The 18061-nt window shown below is 61.7% G+C and carries 14 protein-coding genes and 1 tRNA gene; 11 read left to right on the top strand and 4 right to left on the bottom strand.

Going from position 1 to position 18061, the window contains the following annotated elements; genetic code table 11:
* The first annotated feature begins 39 nt into the window (after nucleotides 1–39).
* The 3 genes from CH92_RS20850 to CH92_RS20840 all read left to right on the top strand — a co-directional run bounded on the left by CH92_RS20850 (nucleotide 40) and on the right by CH92_RS20840 (nucleotide 3499).
* Nucleotides 40–840 (top strand): HpcH/HpaI aldolase/citrate lyase family protein, encoded by an 801-nt coding sequence (locus CH92_RS20850; protein WP_025243699.1) that lies wholly within the window; start codon nucleotides 40–42, stop codon nucleotides 838–840.
* 28 nt (nucleotides 841–868) lie between these two features.
* Nucleotides 869–1453, top strand: coding sequence for a TetR/AcrR family transcriptional regulator (locus CH92_RS21515; protein ID WP_025243698.1), 585 nt, complete (start codon nucleotides 869–871; stop codon nucleotides 1451–1453).
* Between the two features lie 267 nt (nucleotides 1454–1720).
* The gene (locus CH92_RS20840) at nucleotides 1721–3499 is read left to right on the top strand and encodes an acyl-CoA dehydrogenase (RefSeq protein ID WP_025243697.1); all 1779 of its coding nucleotides are present in this window, start codon (nucleotides 1721–1723) and stop codon (nucleotides 3497–3499) included.
* Between the two features lie 820 nt (nucleotides 3500–4319).
* On the opposite strand, the gene CH92_RS20830 is transcribed toward CH92_RS20840, so the two are convergent.
* Nucleotides 4320–4396 (bottom strand) — tRNA-Arg (locus CH92_RS20830).
* Nucleotides 4397–4723: 327 nt separating this feature from the next.
* On the opposite strand from CH92_RS20830, the gene gabD reads away from it, so the two are divergent.
* The 4 genes from gabD to CH92_RS20810 all read left to right on the top strand — a co-directional run bounded on the left by gabD (nucleotide 4724) and on the right by CH92_RS20810 (nucleotide 11024).
* On the top strand, nucleotides 4724–6172 hold the full coding sequence (gabD, locus tag CH92_RS20825; protein WP_025243695.1) for an NADP-dependent succinate-semialdehyde dehydrogenase: 1449 nt from the start codon (nucleotides 4724–4726) through the stop codon (nucleotides 6170–6172).
* Nucleotides 6173–6520: 348 nt separating this feature from the next.
* A complete protein-coding gene (locus CH92_RS20820) occupies nucleotides 6521–8626 on the top strand; it encodes a 3-hydroxyacyl-CoA dehydrogenase NAD-binding domain-containing protein (RefSeq protein ID WP_025243694.1) in 2106 nt (701 codons plus the stop codon).
* A gap of 46 nt (nucleotides 8627–8672) precedes the next feature.
* Nucleotides 8673–9869: an acyl-CoA dehydrogenase family protein gene (locus CH92_RS20815; protein ID WP_025243693.1), complete on the top strand. Its 1197-nt coding sequence runs from the start codon at nucleotides 8673–8675 to the stop codon at nucleotides 9867–9869.
* Between the two features lie 12 nt (nucleotides 9870–9881).
* Nucleotides 9882–11024, top strand: a complete 1143-nt coding sequence (locus CH92_RS20810) for an acyl-CoA dehydrogenase family protein (RefSeq protein WP_025243692.1) — start codon at nucleotides 9882–9884, stop codon at nucleotides 11022–11024.
* Between the two features lie 402 nt (nucleotides 11025–11426).
* Here the strand turns inward: CH92_RS20810 and CH92_RS20805 are convergent, their stop codons facing one another.
* Nucleotides 11427–12329 (bottom strand): serine aminopeptidase domain-containing protein, encoded by a 903-nt coding sequence (locus CH92_RS20805; protein WP_025243691.1) that lies wholly within the window; start codon nucleotides 12327–12329, stop codon nucleotides 11427–11429.
* 92 nt (nucleotides 12330–12421) lie between these two features.
* Here CH92_RS20805 and CH92_RS20800 point away from each other — a divergent pair, with 92 nt between their 5' ends.
* A complete protein-coding gene (locus CH92_RS20800) occupies nucleotides 12422–13009 on the top strand; it encodes a TetR/AcrR family transcriptional regulator (RefSeq protein WP_025243690.1) in 588 nt (195 codons plus the stop codon).
* A 9-nt stretch (nucleotides 13010–13018) separates the two neighbouring features.
* On the opposite strand, the gene CH92_RS20795 is transcribed toward CH92_RS20800, so the two are convergent.
* Entirely contained in the window at nucleotides 13019–13801 is a 783-nt protein-coding gene (locus CH92_RS20795; protein ID WP_025243689.1) for an IclR family transcriptional regulator, read from the bottom strand.
* A gap of 587 nt (nucleotides 13802–14388) precedes the next feature.
* Between CH92_RS20795 and rpmB the strand changes: the two genes are divergently transcribed.
* Nucleotides 14389–14625, top strand: a complete 237-nt coding sequence (gene rpmB, locus CH92_RS20790) for a 50S ribosomal protein L28 (RefSeq protein ID WP_025243688.1) — start codon at nucleotides 14389–14391, stop codon at nucleotides 14623–14625.
* A gap of 11 nt (nucleotides 14626–14636) precedes the next feature.
* Nucleotides 14637–14792, top strand: coding sequence for a 50S ribosomal protein L33 (gene rpmG / locus CH92_RS20785; protein ID WP_025243687.1), 156 nt, complete (start codon nucleotides 14637–14639; stop codon nucleotides 14790–14792).
* Nucleotides 14793–15040: 248 nt separating this feature from the next.
* On the opposite strand, the gene CH92_RS20780 is transcribed toward rpmG, so the two are convergent.
* A complete protein-coding gene (locus tag CH92_RS20780) occupies nucleotides 15041–16360 on the bottom strand; it encodes an aspartate aminotransferase family protein (protein ID WP_025243686.1) in 1320 nt (439 codons plus the stop codon).
* A 198-nt stretch (nucleotides 16361–16558) separates the two neighbouring features.
* Here CH92_RS20780 and CH92_RS20775 point away from each other — a divergent pair, with 198 nt between their 5' ends.
* On the top strand, nucleotides 16559–18052 hold the full coding sequence (locus CH92_RS20775) for an aldehyde dehydrogenase (protein WP_025243685.1): 1494 nt from the start codon (nucleotides 16559–16561) through the stop codon (nucleotides 18050–18052).
* The last annotated feature ends 9 nt before the right edge of the window (nucleotides 18053–18061 follow it).

Here is an 18061-nt window from a genome sequence, read left to right as displayed (position 1 = left end):
CCCCTCTTTTTCTTTTCAATCCCAACGTGGAGAACTGCCATGGCAGCCCGCTCGTACCTGTTCGTCCCTGGAGATCGCCCGGAGCGCTTTGATAAAGCCTGCGCCGCTGGCGCTGATGTGGTCATTCTCGATCTTGAAGACGCAGTAACGCCTGACCGAAAAAGCCAAGCGCGTGAGGCAATTCGCACTTGGCTAGACGCTGGCGGCAAGGCCTGGGTGCGCCTCAACGGAAGTGACACCGAATGGTATGCAGACGATTGCAGCTTGCTCGCGGCTCCCGGCCTGCTTGGCGTGTCCTTGCCTAAGGCAGAAACCGCCGTACAGATCGGCGCCCTGGCGCAGCGTCTGGCTGAACCACTGCGCATCCTGCCTATAGTCGAAACTGCTCGCGGCCTCTGTAATGCCGAAGAGATCGCTGGCGCACCCAAGGTCCAGTGCCTGGCCTTTGGCTCAGTGGATTTCCAGGTCGACACCGGAATTCTCGGCGATGGTGAGGAGTTGTTGTTCGCCCGTTCGCGTTTGGTGCTTGCCTCGGCGCTTGCCCGTATCGGCGCGCCGGTGGATGGCGTGACCACCAATCTGGACAACGTAGAGTTACTGGCCAGCGATGTGCATCGCGCTCGCCAACAGGGCTTCGCCGGCAAGCTCTGCGTGCATCCAAAACAGGTCGGGCCGATCAATGACGGCTTCCTCCCAGCAGAGCAAGAAGTGCAGTGGGCGCAAGCCGTAATGGACATCGTGGCGAAGCATCAGGGCGTAGGGGCGATCAGCCTCAACGGCAAGCTGATCGATTTGCCAGTGATTCTGCGCGCGCAACGCATTTTGGAAAACCTCACCTGAGCTCACACGATCAGGGGAGGAGCGGACCATGACAGCTGCCCTTAGACGCGCACCGGGGAATCCATGTGGGCGTCAGCAAATACTCGATAGCGCCCGCCAGCTTTTTGCAGAGCGCGGATTTCACGCAGTGAGCCTGCGAGAGCTCGCTCAGGTTGTCGGCATGCATGCAGGCTCGCTGTACGCACATATCGAGAGCAAGGACGCGCTTTTGCAGGAGCTGATCGAAGACGGATTCGCGCGCCTGATAGACAGCTGTCTGGCGCACCTGGCGACTGCGCTGCCCGAAAAGACGTTGACTATTTTCTTGCACCACCACCTGGATTTTCACATCGCGAATCCCCACTGGTATGCCCTCGCGCTGGTCGAGTCCCGCCATCTGAGCGCAGAGGCACAGGAAGAACTGCGCGGCATTAAAGCCGATTACGCAGCGCTGCTAGAGCGCGTTCTGCACGCGCGCCTGGGAGGGCGCGGAGATTCCTTGCGCATCGCTACGGTAGCGTGTCAGGCGCTGCGCTTGCTCGATGGTCCCCCGGGAGGCGGGGGGGCAGCGCTAGATGACTGCGTCGATGACATAGAACGCCTGATCCTCAGCCGGCTAACTTTGAACGCTTAGTGATCCCGCTCTCGCCTGGAAGCAGAGCATGGCCTCGGGGAGAGCTTCGCGCTAGCGACGAGGAGCTCGGCATAAGGCTTGTGCTGGCCCTGGGATTCCCGCGCTTTCGCAGCGGCCGCGACGCCATATCAAAACCAAGGGTTAGCCGGGTTTGTCGCCCGCGTAAACGCCATGCGCGCCACGGCGGGCTTTTACCGTCTGACCGACGACTTCCGTGCCCGGCTACGCGCCGGCCGGCGCTACTACTGATTGACGAGGACACTGAGAATGGCTAATTACATGCATCCCAACCGCGACACTGAGTTCGTACTCAATGAGGTGCTGTGCTTCGATCGCCTGTGCGCCGACCTAGGGCTGGCTGACGTCAACGGCGAGTTGGCCTCGGCGGTCTTGGACGAGGCCAGCAAGCTAGGCTCTACGGTACTAGCTCCGCTGAATGCAGTGGGCGATCGTAAGGGGGTGTGTCTGACCGATGCCGGAGTGCAGGAACCCCCGGGTTTTGCAGATGCCTACCGGCTGTTCAGTGAGAGCGGCTGGTGTTCGCTCACCGCCCCCGAGGCCTTTGGTGGTCAAGCGCTGCCCAATGTGCTTGGAACCGCAGTGAGCGAAGTGTGGCACGCAGCGAATATGGCCTTCGCGCTGTGTCCACTACTGACCCAAGGCGCCGTGGAGGCGCTGGTGCACCACGCCTCGCCCGCCATACAGGGTCTGTACCTGCCAAGGCTTATCAGTGGCGAGTGGACCGGCACCATGAACCTAACCGAGCCGGATGCAGGCTCTGATCTTGCGGCAGTAAGAGCCCGCGCTGTGCCGGAAGGCGATCACTACCGTATCAGCGGCCAGAAAATCTTCATCAGCTGGGGCGATCACCAGATGGCTCCAAACGTTATCCACTTAGTACTGGCCCGCCTGCCGGGTGCGCCGGCAGGAGTAAAGGGCCTCTCGCTATTCTTGGTGCCCAAATACCTTCCCGACGCGGCGGGCGAACCGGGCGAGGGCAACGACGTTCGCTGCGTGTCCTTGGAGCATAAGCTGGGTATCCACGGCAGCCCTACCTGCACTATGAGCTTCGGCGACGAGGGTGGGGCGATCGGCTATCTGGTCGGTGAGCCGCACTCGGGACTGGCCTGCATGTTCACCATGATGAACCACGCCCGCCAGGCGGTCGGCCTGCAGGGCCTGGCCATCGCCGAGCGCGCCTGGCAGGACGCACGTGCCTATGCCCGCGAGCGTCAGCAAGGAACCCATCGCGACGGCGGTCGCTACCCGATCATTCGCTTCCCAGATGTACGCCGCATGCTTATGCAGATGAAAGCCTCTACCGAGGCGATGCGCGCGCTAGCGCTAATCGCAGCCGCCGAGTCCGACCGCGCCGACCATTCGCCGAGCGAGCCCTCAGCATGTGTGCATCAGGGCCGGGTAGAAATGTACACACCAATCATCAAGGGCTGGCTGACCGAGCTGGCACAGGAAGTCACCTCGTTGGCCGTCCAAGTGCATGGCGGTATGGGCTATGTCGAGGAAACCGGCGTTGCGCGCCATTTCCGCGATGCACGCATCCTACCAATCTATGAAGGCACCAACGGCATCCAAGCGATGGATTTGATTGGCCGTAAAATCCTGGCCAACGGTGGTGCGCTGTTGGCTGGGCTGCTCGAAGACATTGAGACCACGCTAGGCCAGTTGCACGAGGACAGCCGTTGCACGGTGCTTTCTGCGCCGCTCGGCGGCGCTCTGGACGACGCGCGTCAGGCCTGCCAGTACTTGCTCAATGGCGCCACAGACGACCCGGCGCTTCCCGGTAGTGTTGCCTTCAACATGATGATGCTCCTCGGTTACTTATGTGGCGGTTGGGCTATGGCTCGCTCAGCGCTGGCTGCATCGAGTGCCCTTGATGCCTACCGTGGCGACCCGGTTTTTCTGGAAGCCAAACTTGTGACCGCGCGCTTCTATGCCGAGCAACTGCTGCCGCGCACTCGTACGCTATTGGTGTGCGTGCTGGCCGGTAGCTACAGCACTATGGCGCTCGACGATACGCAGTTCTAACCCATCGCCGCAGGCGATTCCCGTGCGTAGTGAACCGCCAGACGATGAGCTAGAGCGTCGGGCCTCACAGCCGCAAGCCTGGCTCTCTTACTGAGATCTCTGATCCGCGTGACCGGCCGGCGCGACTAGACCGGTCTGTCGAGGCCCGTGGCGCCGAGCTCATCGCGCTGGGCGGGTATGACCGGACTCGATTGCCAAACAGGGTTGCACCGATTGCGCCTCACTTCAAAGCGGCGCCGACGCCGCACCGGCAAGCCGCGCTGGTCGGCACCGAGGTGACTCACGATGGCTTGTTGCGCTTGCGGCTCCGCGCGGCTTGGTGGAGCCTCCTGCGGCAGACCATTTTTTACGCGTTCCAATACCTTCGCTGCCAGTAGCATTTTATTGGCTGCCGGGGAATTGCATAACAGTCGGCGAGCCTCAATGCGCAGAGCGTCAGGCGGTGTCTCGATAGGTGAACCTGGCGATACGATAACATTCGGCCTTATGATTGTGCCAAGGCGGCAGCGCTAACGACCACGAGTTCGAGATTCCAAGGCTGCGCCTTGAAATCGCAGTGCACGCCGAGCAAGCATCGGCGAGTTCGGGCGCTCGGAGCATGACCTGTATCGAGGAAATGCAGGCCCGGTTGGGCAAATTCGACGGAGACGATGCAAATCAAAATCGCAGAATTGGCACAGCTCGAGAACCCGCCTCAAAGTCGCTAAGGGCAGTGCTCATCGTCGCCTGACGGCTTTCATGGAATAGATTGTGCCGAAGAAAGTCGATCCAGAAGCTGAATCAGCAAAAGTCTTAGGAAAAGGCTTGTATCGAGAAGAGATGGCGCACCAGGCGGGATTCGAACCCACGACCCCTGCCTTCGGAGGGCAGTACTCTATCCAGCTGAGCTACTGGTGCGTTGCGGGGCGCAATCATACGCATGTCCTCCGCGGTCGTCCATGGCGCTTCGGCGGCTGGGTGGTGGATCGTATGAGAGCGACCGCGGCGACTCGAATGGCCATCAGGCTGGGCTATGGTGCGTTAATTTTTCCGAACATGGTGTTGCCTGCTGTCTGGCGTTAGGCCTAGCATTCGTTCGAGATTTCAAACGCTTTCAGGCGGTAGGAACCCAGAGCCTGGCCCTCGTTCTGAGAAAGGTCAGACGGCTCCACTGCCAATCGCCTCATATCGGCCAGACGGCCTCGGTCCAATTCCCGGCATCGCGCCGGCTCTCAGGAGACTGCCATGCAACTCAAAGACACTTCGCTGTTCCGCCAGCAGGCCTATATCGACGGAGCCTGGCGGGACGCGGACGGCGGCCAGACCATCAAGGTCAACAATCCGGCCAGCAATGAGATTCTGGGTACGGTGCCGAAGATGGGCGCGGCCGAAACCCGCCGCGCCATCGAAGCTGCCGAGCGTGCGCTGCCAGCCTGGCGTGATCTGACCGCCAAGGAGCGCTCGCAGAAGCTGCGCCGCTGGTTCGAGCTGATGATGGAGAACCAGGACGACCTGGGCCGCCTGATGACGCTGGAGCAGGGCAAGCCTCTGGCCGAGTCCAAGGGTGAGATTGCCTACGCCGCATCGTTCATCGAGTGGTTCGCCGAGGAAGCCAAGCGCGTTTATGGCGACACCATTCCGGGGCATCAGAAAGACAAGCGCATCATCGTCATCAAGCAGCCGATCGGCGTCACTGCGGCCATCACGCCGTGGAATTTCCCGGCGGCGATGATCACTCGCAAGGCCGCTCCTGCGCTGGCGGCGGGTTGCACCATGGTGGTCAAGCCGGCCAGCCAGACTCCATTCTCTGCCTTGGCGTTGGCCGAACTGGCAGAGCGCGCAGGCATTCCCAAGGGCGTGTTCAGCGTTGTCACCGGCTCGGCCGGTGACATCGGCAACGAGCTGACCGTCAACCCGACCGTGCGCAAGATCAGCTTCACCGGCTCCACCGAAGTCGGCGCGAAGCTGATGGCCCAATGTGCACCGGGCATCAAGAAGGTATCGCTGGAGCTGGGCGGCAACGCGCCGTTCCTGGTGTTCGATGACGCCGACCTCGACGAGGCGGTCAAAGGTGCCATGCAGTCCAAATACCGCAACGCCGGGCAGACTTGTGTCTGCGTCAACCGCATCTATGTGCAGGAGGGTGTTTACGACGCGTTCGCCGAGAAGTTTCAGGCGGCAGTGGCGAAGCTGAAGGTCGGAAACGGCCTTGATGAAGGCGTCGATATCGGTCCGCTGATCGATGAGAAGGCCGCGGCCAAGGTCAAGGAGCATATCGAGGATGCCGTCGCCAATGGCGCCCAGGTGGTCACCGGTGGCAAGGCGCACAACCTCGGCGGTAGTTATTTCGAGCCAACGTTAATGGTCAATGTGCCGCATGACGCCAAAGTGGCCAAGGAAGAAACCTTCGGCCCGCTGGCTCCGCTGTTCCGCTTCAAGGACGAGGCCGAGGGCATCGCGCTGGCTAATGACACCGAATTCGGGCTGGCTGCGTACTTTTATGCGCGCGACCTGGGCCGGGTGTTCCGCGTGGCCGAGGCGATCGAGTCGGGTATGGTCGGCGTCAACACCGGCATGATTTCCACTGAAGTAGCACCGTTTGGCGGGGTGAAATCCTCCGGCCTGGGCCGCGAAGGCTCCAAATACGGGATCGAGGATTACCTGGAGATCAAGTACCTCTGCCTGGGTCTGTAATTCCCACGGCACCACGAGGAGCCAGTTCCTGTCTTGGGGACTGGCTCCTTTTTGTTTATGGCCAGGTATCCCGTTCGCCAATGAACCAGCGTCCTGTCGCTGAGCCCACTAGGGTGCAGGGTGGCGTCTGCGGCTGCATGGACGCGGCAATATCCGTTGCGCTTCGATCAGGCGCTAAAACTCGCGAAAAGAGATGCCCGGTGCGTTCGGGTAACGTGATGGCCTTGTCAGTCGAGATGATTATTGCCAGTCTCTCGACATGCAGAAATGACTCGACTATTCTGCTGTGCGAAACCTGATTCCGTGAAATTACAAATCCAATCACCATTTCACAAGCGGAGGCCTGCCATGACGGACGCCGTACGGCTCGAACTTCGGGGCGAAATCGCTCTGATCACGGTCAACAACCCACCGGTCAATGCACTTGGCCAAGCCGTGCGTGAGGGTCTGCTTAGGGCCTTTCAGAGCGCTGAGGCGGAACCACAGGTTCGCGCCGTGGTGCTGCTTTGCGAAGGCAGCACCTTTATCGCCGGCGCCGACATCAAGGAATTTGGCAAGCCACCGCAGGCGCCGAGTCTGCCCGAAGTGATCGAGGTCATTGAAGGCAGCAGCAAGCCCAGCGTTGCGGTCATTCATGGCACCGCCCTGGGCGGCGGTCTGGAAGTCGCGCTGGGCTGTCATTACCGAATTGCACGCCGCGACGCCAAAGTCGGGCTGCCGGAAGTGAAGCTGGGTCTGTTGCCGGGTGCCGGCGGCACGCAGCGGCTGCCACGTCTGGCCGGGGTCGCCAAGGCGCTGGACATGATTGTCAGTGGCACGCCGATCAGTGCTGCCGAGGCGGTTGAGCACAGCATCGTCGATGAGCAGTTCGACGGCGATCTGAGAGACGCGGGCTTAGCCTATGCCCGTCGCATGATTGAAGAAGGCCGCGCGCCACGTCGTACTGGCGAGCAGACCCGCGGCTTGGAAGGTGCCGACAATGAGGCGCTGATCCGCGCCAAGCATGCCGAGGTGGCCAAGCGCATGCCCGGACTGTTTTCGCCGCTGCGTTGCATTGCGGCGGTCGAGGCGGCCACCCAGCTGCCGCTGGCTGAGGGTCTCAAGCGTGAGCGTGAGTTGTTCGCCGAGTGCTTGAACTCTCCGCAGCGCGGCGCGCTGATTCATTCGTTTTTCTCTGAGCGCCAGGCAGGAAAGATCAACGATCTGCCAGCCGATGTGAAACCGCGTGCGATCAATAGAGCCGCGGTGATCGGCGGCGGCACCATGGGTGTCGGTATCGCCCTGAGCTTCGCCAATGCCGGTGTCCCTGTGAAGCTGTTGGAAATCAATGACGAGGCGCTGCAGCGTGGTTTGCAGCGCGCCCGTGATACCTACGCGGCTAGCGTCAAGCGCGGCAGCCTGACCGAGGAGGCGATGGAAGCGCGCCTCAAACTGGTCGAAGGCGTCACCGAGTACGCCGCACTGGCAGATGTGGACGTGGTGGTCGAAGCGGTGTTCGAGGAAATGGGCGTCAAGCAGCAGGTCTTCGAGCAGCTTGATGCCGTATGCAAGCCAGGCGCGATTCTCGCCTCGAACACGTCGTCACTCGATTTGAATGCCATCGCGGCCTTCACCAAGCGACCGGAAGACGTGGTCGGCCTGCATTTCTTCAGCCCGGCCAACGTGATGCGCCTGCTGGAAGTGGTGCGTGGCGAGCAGACCAGTGATGAAGTGCTAGCCACCGCCATGGCCATCGGCAAGAAACTGAAGAAAGTCTCGGTGGTGGTCGGCGTCTGCGACGGCTTCGTTGGCAACCGCATGGTCTTTCAGTACGGCCGCGAGGCCGAGTTTCTGCTGGAAGAGGGCGCCACGCCGCAGCAGGTCGACGGTGCGCTGCGCAACTTCGGCATGGCCATGGGGCCGTTTGCGATGCGCGATCTGTCCGGCCTCGATATCGGTCAGGCGATCCGCAAGCGTCAGCGCGCTGACCTGCCGGCCGATCGCGATTTCCCCACCGTTTCCGACAAGCTCTGCGCCGCCGGAATGCTCGGGCAGAAGACTGGGGCCGGCTATTACCGCTACGAGCCAGGCAACCGCACGCCACTGGAGAACCCTGAGCTCGCGCCTATGCTGGAAGCAGCGTCTCGGCAAAAGGGCATCGAGCGCCGTGAGCTGGACGAGCAATACATCGTCGAGCGCACCCTCTTCGCCATGGTCAATGAAGGCGCGAAGATCCTCGAAGAGGGCATCGCCCAGCGCTCCAGCGATATCGATGTCATCTACCTTAACGGCTACGGCTTCCCAGCCTTCCGTGGCGGGCCGATGTTCTATGCCGACAGCGTTGGCCTGGACACCGTGCTGGCGCGGGTCAAGGAACTGCATGCGCGTTGCGGCGACTGGTGGAAGCCGGCGCCATTGCTGGAAAAACTGGCCGCCGAAGGCCGCACCTTTACCGAATGGCAGGCCGGGCAATGAACGCCGCCTGCCTGCACTCTGCCGATCGGCTATCGAGGACCTATTCATGAACGTCAATTTCACGGCCGAAGAGCTCGCCTTCCGCGATGAAGTGCGCGCCTTCCTGGCAAACGAGCTGCCGGCGGACATCGCCGCCAAGGTCAAGCTCGGCAAGCATATGTCCAAGGAAGATCACCAGCGCTGGCAGCAGATTCTGGTCAAGCGCGGCTGGTACGCACCGGGCTGGCCGGTGGAATTGGGAGGGACGACCTGGGGCCCGGTGGAAAAGCACATCTTCGACGAGGAATGCGCCGCCTTCGGTGCGCCGCGTAGCGTGCCGTTCGGCGTCAACATGGTCGCCCCGGTGATCATCAAGTTCGGCAGCCAGCAGCAGAAAGACCATTACCTGCCGCGCATCCTCTCGGGTGAAGACTGGTGGTGCCAGGGCTATTCCGAGCCGGGAGCCGGTTCCGACCTGGCGAGCCTCAAGACCCGTGCCGTGCGCGATGGTGACCACTACGTCGTCAACGGCCAGAAGACCTGGACCACCCTCGGCCAGCACGCCAACATGATCTTCTGCCTGGTGCGCACCGATCCTGAAGCCCAGCAGCAGCGCGGCATCAGCTTCCTGTTGATCGACATGAGCACGCCGGGCATCAGCGTGCGGCCGATCATTACCCTGGACGGCGACCACGAGGTCAACGAAGTCTTCTTCGATAACGTCCGCGTGCCGGTGGAAAACCTCGTCGGTGAGGAGAACCAGGGCTGGACCTGCGCCAAGTACCTGCTGACCCACGAGCGCACCGGCCTCGCCGGCATCGGCGCCTCGAAAGCGGCGCTTGCGCATCTAAAGCGCATCGCCATGAAGGAAGTCTGCGACGGCAAGCCGATGCTCGAAGACCCGCTCTTCCGCGCTCAAGTGGCGGAAGTCGAGATGCAGCTGATGGCCATCGAGATGAGCACCCTGCGCATTCTCGCGGCGGCGAAGGAGGGCGGCGTGCCCGGCGCCGAATCCTCGATCCTCAAGGTCAAGGGCACCGAGATCCGCCAAGCCATCACCAGCCTGCTGCGCAAGGTCATCGGCCCATACGCATTGCCGTTTCTCGATGAAGAGTTGCAGTTGGATTACGAGGGCGAGCTGCTGCACGCCGACTACAGCGCGGCGCTGGCCGGCGACTATTTCAACATGCGCAAGCTGTCGATCTTCGGCGGCTCCAACGAAATCCAGAAGAACATCGTCTCGAAGATGATTCTCGAGTTGTAAGGGGGCACCGCAATGGACTTCAAACTGACTGAAGAGCAGCAAATGCTGCAAGACACCGCGGCGCGTCTGGTGCGCGACGCCTACCCGTTCGAACAGCGCGAGAAATTCAGCGAATCGGAACTGGGCTTTTCGTCCGAGTTCTGGTCCCAGCTGGGCGAACTCGGCCTGACGGCCGTGCCGTTCGCCGAAGAGATCGGTGGTTTTGGCGGCGGCGGCGTGGAAATCATGCTGGTGATGACCGAGCTGGGCCGTGGCCTGACGCTGGAGCCGTACCTGCAATCGGTCATCTATGGCGGCGGCTTGCTCAGCCAGCTGGGCAGCGAGGCGCAGATACAGGATCTGCTGCCGCAGGTCGCGGCTGGTTCGCTGCAATTGGCGGTCGCTGTCGATGAGCCGCAGAGTCACTACAACCTCAACGACGTGCAGACCAAAGCCGAGGCGGTCGACGGCGGCTATTGCCTGTCCGGACGCAAGGCCGTGGTCATTGGCGGGCACAGTGCCGGGCTGCTCATCGTCTCCGCGCGCACGGCCGGCGATAGCCGTGACGAAGCCGGGATCAGTCTGTTCCTTGTCGATCCGAACGCCGAGGGCGTCAGCCGTCGCGTCTACCCGACCATCGACGGGCGCAAGGGCTGCGAGTTGTTCCTTGACAACGTTCAGGTCGGTGCTGATGCGCTGCTCGGCGAAATCGGCAACGCGCTCCCGGCGCTGCGCTACCAGCAGGGCCGCGCCATCGCCGCGCAATGCGCCGATGCGCTGGGCAGCATGGACGAGGCCTGCAAGCTGACCCTCGACTACCTCAAGACGCGCAAGCAGTTCGGCGTGCCGATCGGCAAGTTCCAGGTCCTGCAGCACCGCATGGTGGACATGCAGACCGAGCTGGAGCAGGCCACCAGCATGGCGATCCTCGCCGCGACCTTTGCCGACGGCGAAGACAACGACGACCGCCGTCGCATCATTGCCGCCGCCAAATACATCTGCGCCCGCGCCGCGCGTAAGGTGGCAGAGGAAGCAATCCAGCTGCATGGCGGCATCGGCATGACCTGGGAATACAACCTCGCCCACCACGCCAAGCGCCTGGTGATGATCGCCCACCAGTTCGGTGACGACGACCATCATCTGATGGCCTACGCGAAGTTGATGCAGGTGGCGTAACACGCCAATCGCAGTACCGCGACCGGGCCCCTTGGCCCGGTTTTGCTTTTACAAGCATGTTCCGCGACGCAAGGCTTCTGCCAATAGGGAAGGCAAAGGCACGAGCGGTGCTTTGTAGGCGGGCCGGCGGCGTTCTGCTTCCATCCCCCGTTGAGGCGTTGGCGGTGGGCTGAAGCCCGCCCTAGGGCTCGGAGCTGACGTGCCGCCTGATTGAAGGTCTGATGATTCTGTGCGGCCGGACAAGCGCCATAGGTGGATAGCGTTTCTCACATCCACGGGTTGGTTCTGCTTGGTGTCGCGGTGGCTCGGTGAAGCGCGAGCCACCCTGCGGTGCGGGTTCGACCGTAGGGTGGATGTCGCTTTTTACATCCACGCGTTGGACATGCTTGGCGTAGCGGTCGGCTATAGCGCCGCATCCAAGGCTGGTGCCTGGTTTCGATATGTTTGCTCCAGCTCCGGCAACAAATAATTCGTCCAGAGCGTAGTCGCGAAGGCTCGGCGGAAGAAGCCGAAGTGGCCGATGCGCTCCGCGCCGATCTCGCTCGGAGCGATGCGGTGCATGCTCTTTGGCGCGCCGGTGTAAAAGCCGTGCAGTGATGCAGTGTTGCGTGCCGACATCATCTCGTCGTCGGTAAACGACAGGGACGTCAATGGCGTCTGCACGGCGGCAAACGCGCGGCGCATGGGTTCACCCTCGATGCCAACCAGGTATTCGGGATGCAGGCACCAGCGACGCCACTGACGAATGACTCCGGCTGGCAGATCGCCGACCGCGCCGATACGCCCGCCGGGGAAATAGCCGAACACAGAGGTAAGCAGCGGGGCCAGCCCATGCCAGAGCAACCAGGCTTGGCGGCGAATCTGTGGGCTGTTTTCGCGCCAGTAACCGCTACCTGCGGCAATGGTCACGATACGGGTGAGTCGCTCATGGCCTTCTACCAAGGGGAGAATCTGCGCGCCGACACTGTGGCCTATCCAATAGAGCGGTAGCTCCCCGGCTGTGTCCGCGACCGTGGCCAGTACGGCACTGCAGTCGTGGCGGGCCCAGTCGAGGACGTTCACATCGAGTTGGCGTAGAGGAATATGGCGGGACCGGCCCATGCCGAGGTAGTCGAAGGTCACCACCAGAAAACCGCGTTCGGCGAGCCAGCCGGCGAAATGAGCGTAGAAGTCCTGTTTAACAGCCATAGCCGGGGCGATCAGCACGGCGCCGCGTGCTGTGCCAGCGGGCTTGTACCAGCAGCTAGCCAACGGGTGGCCGTTGCCGTTGTCGATCACGCGTGCTTCAGCCTGTATCGTCGCCATGCCTGTTCTCCGGTCTTTTTGTATTGCCTGGATCGGTGCAGTATACGAGCAGCAGAAATTAATTCTAGAAAATTATTCTAGCCGGAGAACGAATGGCCCGAAGTAGCCGCAAGCAAGAGATTCTTCAGGCCGCGCTGGCCTGTTTTACCGAACATGGCGTGGAAGCCACCACCATCGAGATGATCCGCGACCGTTCCGGCGCCAGCATCGGCAGCTTGTATCACCATTTCGGCAATCGCGAGCGCATCATCGCCGCGTTGTATCTGGAAGGCATTGGCGAATACGCCACGTTGCTGGAGGCAGGGCTGATCGAGACGCTGGATGCCGAAGCCTGCGTCAAGCTGTTCGTCACCCGCTATATCGACTGGGTGGTGGCGAACCCGGAGTGGGCGCGCTTCGTCTTGCATAACCGCGGCCGGGTCGAAGCGGGGGAGATGGGCGAGCAATTGCGCGAGGTGAATCGAACCCACAGTGAGCGAATCGCTGCGATTCTGCGGCGCCATCGGGACGGCGGCGCCTTTCGACGCATGCCCGGGGACTGCTTTCTCGCTGTGGTGATCGGGCCTTGCCACGACATGGCCCGTAACTGGCTGGCGGGACGCTCACGCACTCACATAGCCGAATGCCGCGAGCTGCTCGCCGACATCGCCTGGGCAAGCGTCAGAAGTCAGCGGCCTTAACTACTTAGGTCAGACGCCCAGGCTCTCGATGTCGCGAGCGAGCATTTCAAGCTGGTGCGCCAACGAGCCCCGCAGCGTTTCTTCGCTGAGCTGGAACGATGGGGCGCCGCAGGTCAACGCCATGATGCTGCCGTCGGCCAGGTGCAGCGGCACGCCGGCAGCCATCACGTTGCGATCCCAGTCGCCAAGCGAGAGGCAGAAGCCATGCTGGCGGAACTCCTCGAAGGATTCCTGTAACGACTGCTTCATGGTGGGCCAGTCTTCACCATATTTGGTTTCCAGCGCGGCCATCAGGTGCTCGCGCTCCTTTTCCGGCGTCGCTGCAAGAAAGGCGCGGCCTGCCGAGGTGGTGGCCAGCGGCAGGCGCACACCCGCATCCATGCGCAGCGTTGAAATCTCAGGTGGACGGCAGTTCTCGACGTAAATCATCGACAACCGATCGCGGCAGGTGAGGCCCACAGAGGTATTGGTGCGACGAGAAAACTCGTCCATGTAGGGCTTGGCCAACTGGCGCACGCGCAGATTGGACACATAGGCGTAACCCAAGGCCAGCACGCCGGAATCGAGCTGGTATTTTTCCAGTTGCTGGGAGTAGCTGAGATAGCCGAGCTTGGTCAGGGTGTAGGTCATGCGCGACACCGTGGGCTTGGGCAAGCCAGTGATGCGAGCGATATCCTGATTGCCCATCACCACCGAGCCGTGGGTGAAGGCGCGCAACACATCAAGGCCGCGAGACAGGGCCTCGACGAACTTGCGGTCCTTGGGGTTCTCGATGTCTTCAACGTCGCTCATGGTGATGTTCAGTCTGTCTGATTATGGCAGCGGGTGCGCACGATAGCAGATCGCCCTGAAGCCTGGCATGGCTGCGCTACTGCGAGGAACTTTATTCCATGATAGTAGAAAAATCGACTAGTGATTCCGCACAGTAAAACAAACGTTCGCTGAATAGATTGGGTTGAGTATGCCGATCCAAGGTTTGCATGGTGTTTGGAGATCGCCGAATCGCGATTTGGCTTGTGGGCTAGGGCTTGCGCGACAGTGCTATTGGATTGAATGTCGCTGCGGCAATCCGTTTCGACGTTATATAAGGCAGCCGACCTTACCCGCGAGGCGACGAACGGCGGATCCGTGCAAGCTAGCCCAGGCGCGGCCTGCCGAGCATTCGAGGCGGTTTCTGGCGGAGAGGAAAAGTCACTCCGCGCTTGTTGCTCGGGGGGCTTTCTGATATAAAGCAGCGCTCTTTTCTAGGGGCCCGGTTTCTTCGCTTGCCGCGTAGCCGGTAAGACCCCAACGAAACGCGGCGCTGAGCGCCAAAAGACAATTGAATTCAAGCGGCCAACCCATGCCGGGTTGGGCATGTGGTTTTAGAGGGCTGAGGCATGTCGAGAGTCTGTCAAGTTACCGGTAAGGGTCCGGTAACCGGGAACAACATTTCCCACGCGAACAACAAAACCCGTCGTCGTTTTCTGCCGAACCTGCAGCATCACCGCTTCTGGGTCGAGTCCGAGAACCGCTTCGTACGTCTGCGCCTGACCGCCAAGGGCATGCGCGTTATCGACAAGCGCGGCATCGATGCTGTTCTGGCTGAAATCCGCGCTCGCGGCGAAAAGGTTTAAGGAGAACTATCATGCGTGATCTGATCCGTTTGGTGTCCAGCGCCGGTACCGGCCATTTCTACACCACCGACAAAAACAAGCGCACTACCCCCGACAAGCTCGAAATCAAGAAATTCGATCCTGTCGTGCGTAAGCACGTGATGTACAAGGAAGCCAAGATCAAGTAATTGGTCGGCCCCTTGAAGAAAAACCCGCCTCTCGGCGGGTTTTTTCGTTTCTGGCGTAGCGGTTTTCAAGCTATGGAGGCCAAACGTTTCGCCCCGGGTCGGGCTCCCGAAAGCCCGAAAGCCCGAAAGCCAAAAAGCCTAAAAGTCAAAAAGCTAAAAGCCAGAGCCAACTCTGCACAGAACCGCTCAAGTGGGAGGCGCGCCGCGACGATGCAGGCCGCAGGCGTTCCAGCGCACCTGTCTTTCCGTCAGCCAGCCTTGCGGATCGCATCGGCGAGGCGCTCGATCATGGCATCGATGTGTTCGCGCTCGACGATCAGCGCCGGCGACAGCGCGATGGTGTCTCCGCTGGCGCGGGCCAACAGGCCATCCTCGAAGCATTGGCGGAACACCTCGTAGCCGCGCTTGCCGGCGCCCTCAGGGTGAGCGGCGAACTGGATACCGGCAACCAGGCCAACGGTGCGGATATCGGTGACGTTGGGCAGTCCCTGCAGGCTGAACAGGGCGTCCTGCCAATAGCTTTCGATCTCGACGGCTTTCTGGAACAAGTTTTCGCGCTGGTAGATCTCCAAGGCCGCCAGTGCCGCGGCACACGCCACCGGGTGGCCGGAATAGGTATAACCGTGGAAAAACTCGATGGCGCTTTCCGGGCCGTGCATGAAGGCGTCATGAATCTTCTCGTCGACGAACACCGCACCCATCGGGATCGCGCCGTTGGTCAGGCCCTTGGCACAGGTGATGATGTCCGGCGTGACACCCCAGCGCTGCGCGGCGAAGGCTTCACCGACGCGGCCAAAGCCCGTGATCACCTCATCGAATATCAGCAGGATGCCGTGTTTGGCGGTGATTTCGCGCAATCGTTGCAAATAGCCCAGCGGCGGCAGGATGACCCCGGCCGAGCCGGACATCGGCTCGACGATCACCGCGGCGATGTTCTCCGCACCATGCAGCGTGACCAGTCGCTCAAGCTCCTCGGCCCGTTCCACGCCATGCTCGGGCAGGCCGCGGGTGAAGGCATTGCGCTGCAGGTCGAGCGTATGCGGCAGATGGTCGACGCCTGGCAGCAGCGCGCCGAAAGCCTTGCGGTTGTTGGCCATGCCGCCGACTGAAATGCCGCCGAAGCCGACGCCGTGATAGGCCAGTTCTCGGCCGATGAGACGGGTGCGGCTGCCCTGGCCGATGGCCCGCTGGTAGGCCAGCGCGATTTTCAGTGCGGTGTCGGCGGACTCCGAGCCTGAGTTGGTGAAGAACACCCGGTTCAGCCCCGCCGGACTGATCTGCGCCAGGCGTTCGGCCAGCTCGAAAGCCAGCGGATGACCCATCTGGAATGTCGGCGCAAAGTCCATCTGTGCGATCTGTCGGCTGACCGCCTCGGTGATCTCGCGACGGCCATGTCCGGCGTTGCAGCACCAGAGCCCTGCGGTGCCATCAATCACTTGGCGTCCGTCGCTGTCGATGTAATACATGCCCTCGGCGCGTTCGAGCAGGCGCGGACTCCCTCTGAACTGGCGATTAGCGGTGAAGGGCATCCAGAAATGTTCGGCAGGCGCGGCGGAATCGTTGACCATTGCTAGCTCCGACAGGGCAGTTTTGGCGGCTATGCTGTAACGCGACGGGATTCGAGCGCTCAGCGGTTTCGGCGAGTCTATGTTTGATAAAACGAACAAAACAAGGCGTAAACTGCGCCTTCGTAAAAAATATTGATAGGCCTGGCGCCGCTGGTTTAGGGTGCCAGTCTGTTTAACCGATGAATCAGAGGACGCTCCATGACCACCCTGACACTCGCCGACTGGCAACAGCGTGCCCGCGACCTACGAATTGAAGGCCGCGCTTTCATCCAGGGCGAATATACGGCGTCCAGCGCGGCGGCCAGTTTCGATTGCATCAGCCCGGTCGATGGGCGTGTGCTGGCACAGGTGGCGAGCTGTGACGAGGCCGATGCCGATCGCGCCGTGATCAGCGCGCGCATGGCGTTCGAATCGGGCGTCTGGTCGCGCATGGCACCGGCCAAGCGCAAGGCGGTGATGATCCGATTCGCCGACCTATTAGAAGCCAATGCGCAAGAACTGGCGCTGCTGGAAACCCTCGACATGGGCAAGCCGATCAGCGATGCCCTGGGTGTGGATATCCCAGGCGCGGCGCGGGCGTTGCGCTGGTCCGGCGAGGCGATCGACAAGATCTACGATGAAGTGGCGGCTACCCCGCATAACCAGCTGGGCCTGGTCACCCGCGAGCCGGTCGGCGTGGTAGCAGCCATCGTGCCGTGGAACTTCCCGCTGATGATGGCCTGCTGGAAACTCGGCCCGGCCCTGTCCACTGGTAACTCGGTGGTGCTCAAGCCGTCCGAGAAATCGCCACTGAGCGCAATCCGCGTAGCGCAGCTGGCCATCGAGGCGGGCATCCCGCCGGGCGTGCTCAATGTGTTGCCAGGCTATGGCCACACCGTGGGCAAGGCGCTGGCGCTGCATATGGACGTCGACACGCTGGTCTTCACCGGCTCCACCCGGGTCGCCAAGCAGCTGATGATCTACGCTGGCGAGTCGAACATGAAGCGTGTCTGGCTGGAAGCGGGCGGCAAGAGCCCGAACATTGTCTTCGCCGATGCGCCGGACCTGCAGGCGGCTGCGGAGTCGGCGGCCGGTGCCATTGCTTTCAATCAGGGCGAGGTTTGCACCGCCGGCTCGCGCCTGCTGGTCGAGAGTTCGGTCAAGGAGCGCTTCTTGCCACTGGTGGTCGAGGCGCTCAAGGGTTGGAAGCCGGGCAATCCGCTGGACCCTGCCACCAACGTCGGCGCCCTGGTCGATACCCAGCAACTGGATACCGTGCTGGGCTACATCGAGGCGGGGCGTAAGGATGGTGCTCAGGTGCTTATTGGCGGTCAGCGGACCCTGCAGGACACCGGCGGCCTTTACGTCGAACCGACTATTTTCGATGGCGTCAGCAATGCAATGAAGATCGCTCGGGAAGAAATCTTCGGCCCAGTGCTGTCGGTGATCACCTTCGACACCGCGGCCGAGGCCGTGGCCATCGCCAACGACACCCCGTACGGCCTTGCCGCGGCGGTATGGACGGCGGATCTGTCCAAGGCCCACCTGACCGCCAAGGCACTGCGCGCCGGCAGTGTCTGGGTCAATCAGTATGACGGCGGCGACATGACCGCGCCGTTCGGCGGCTTCAAGCAATCCGGCAACGGTCGCGACAAGTCGCTGCATGCCTTCGACAAATACACCGAGCTGAAGGCCACCTGGATCAAGCTGTAAGAAACAGCT

The sequence above is a fragment of the Stutzerimonas stutzeri genome, from assembly GCF_000590475.1.
Taxonomy (GTDB): Bacteria; Pseudomonadota; Gammaproteobacteria; order Pseudomonadales; family Pseudomonadaceae; genus Stutzerimonas; species Stutzerimonas stutzeri_D.
The sequence above is the reverse complement of the archived record's forward strand: the minus strand, read 5'-3'. Positions and strand labels throughout refer to the sequence as shown.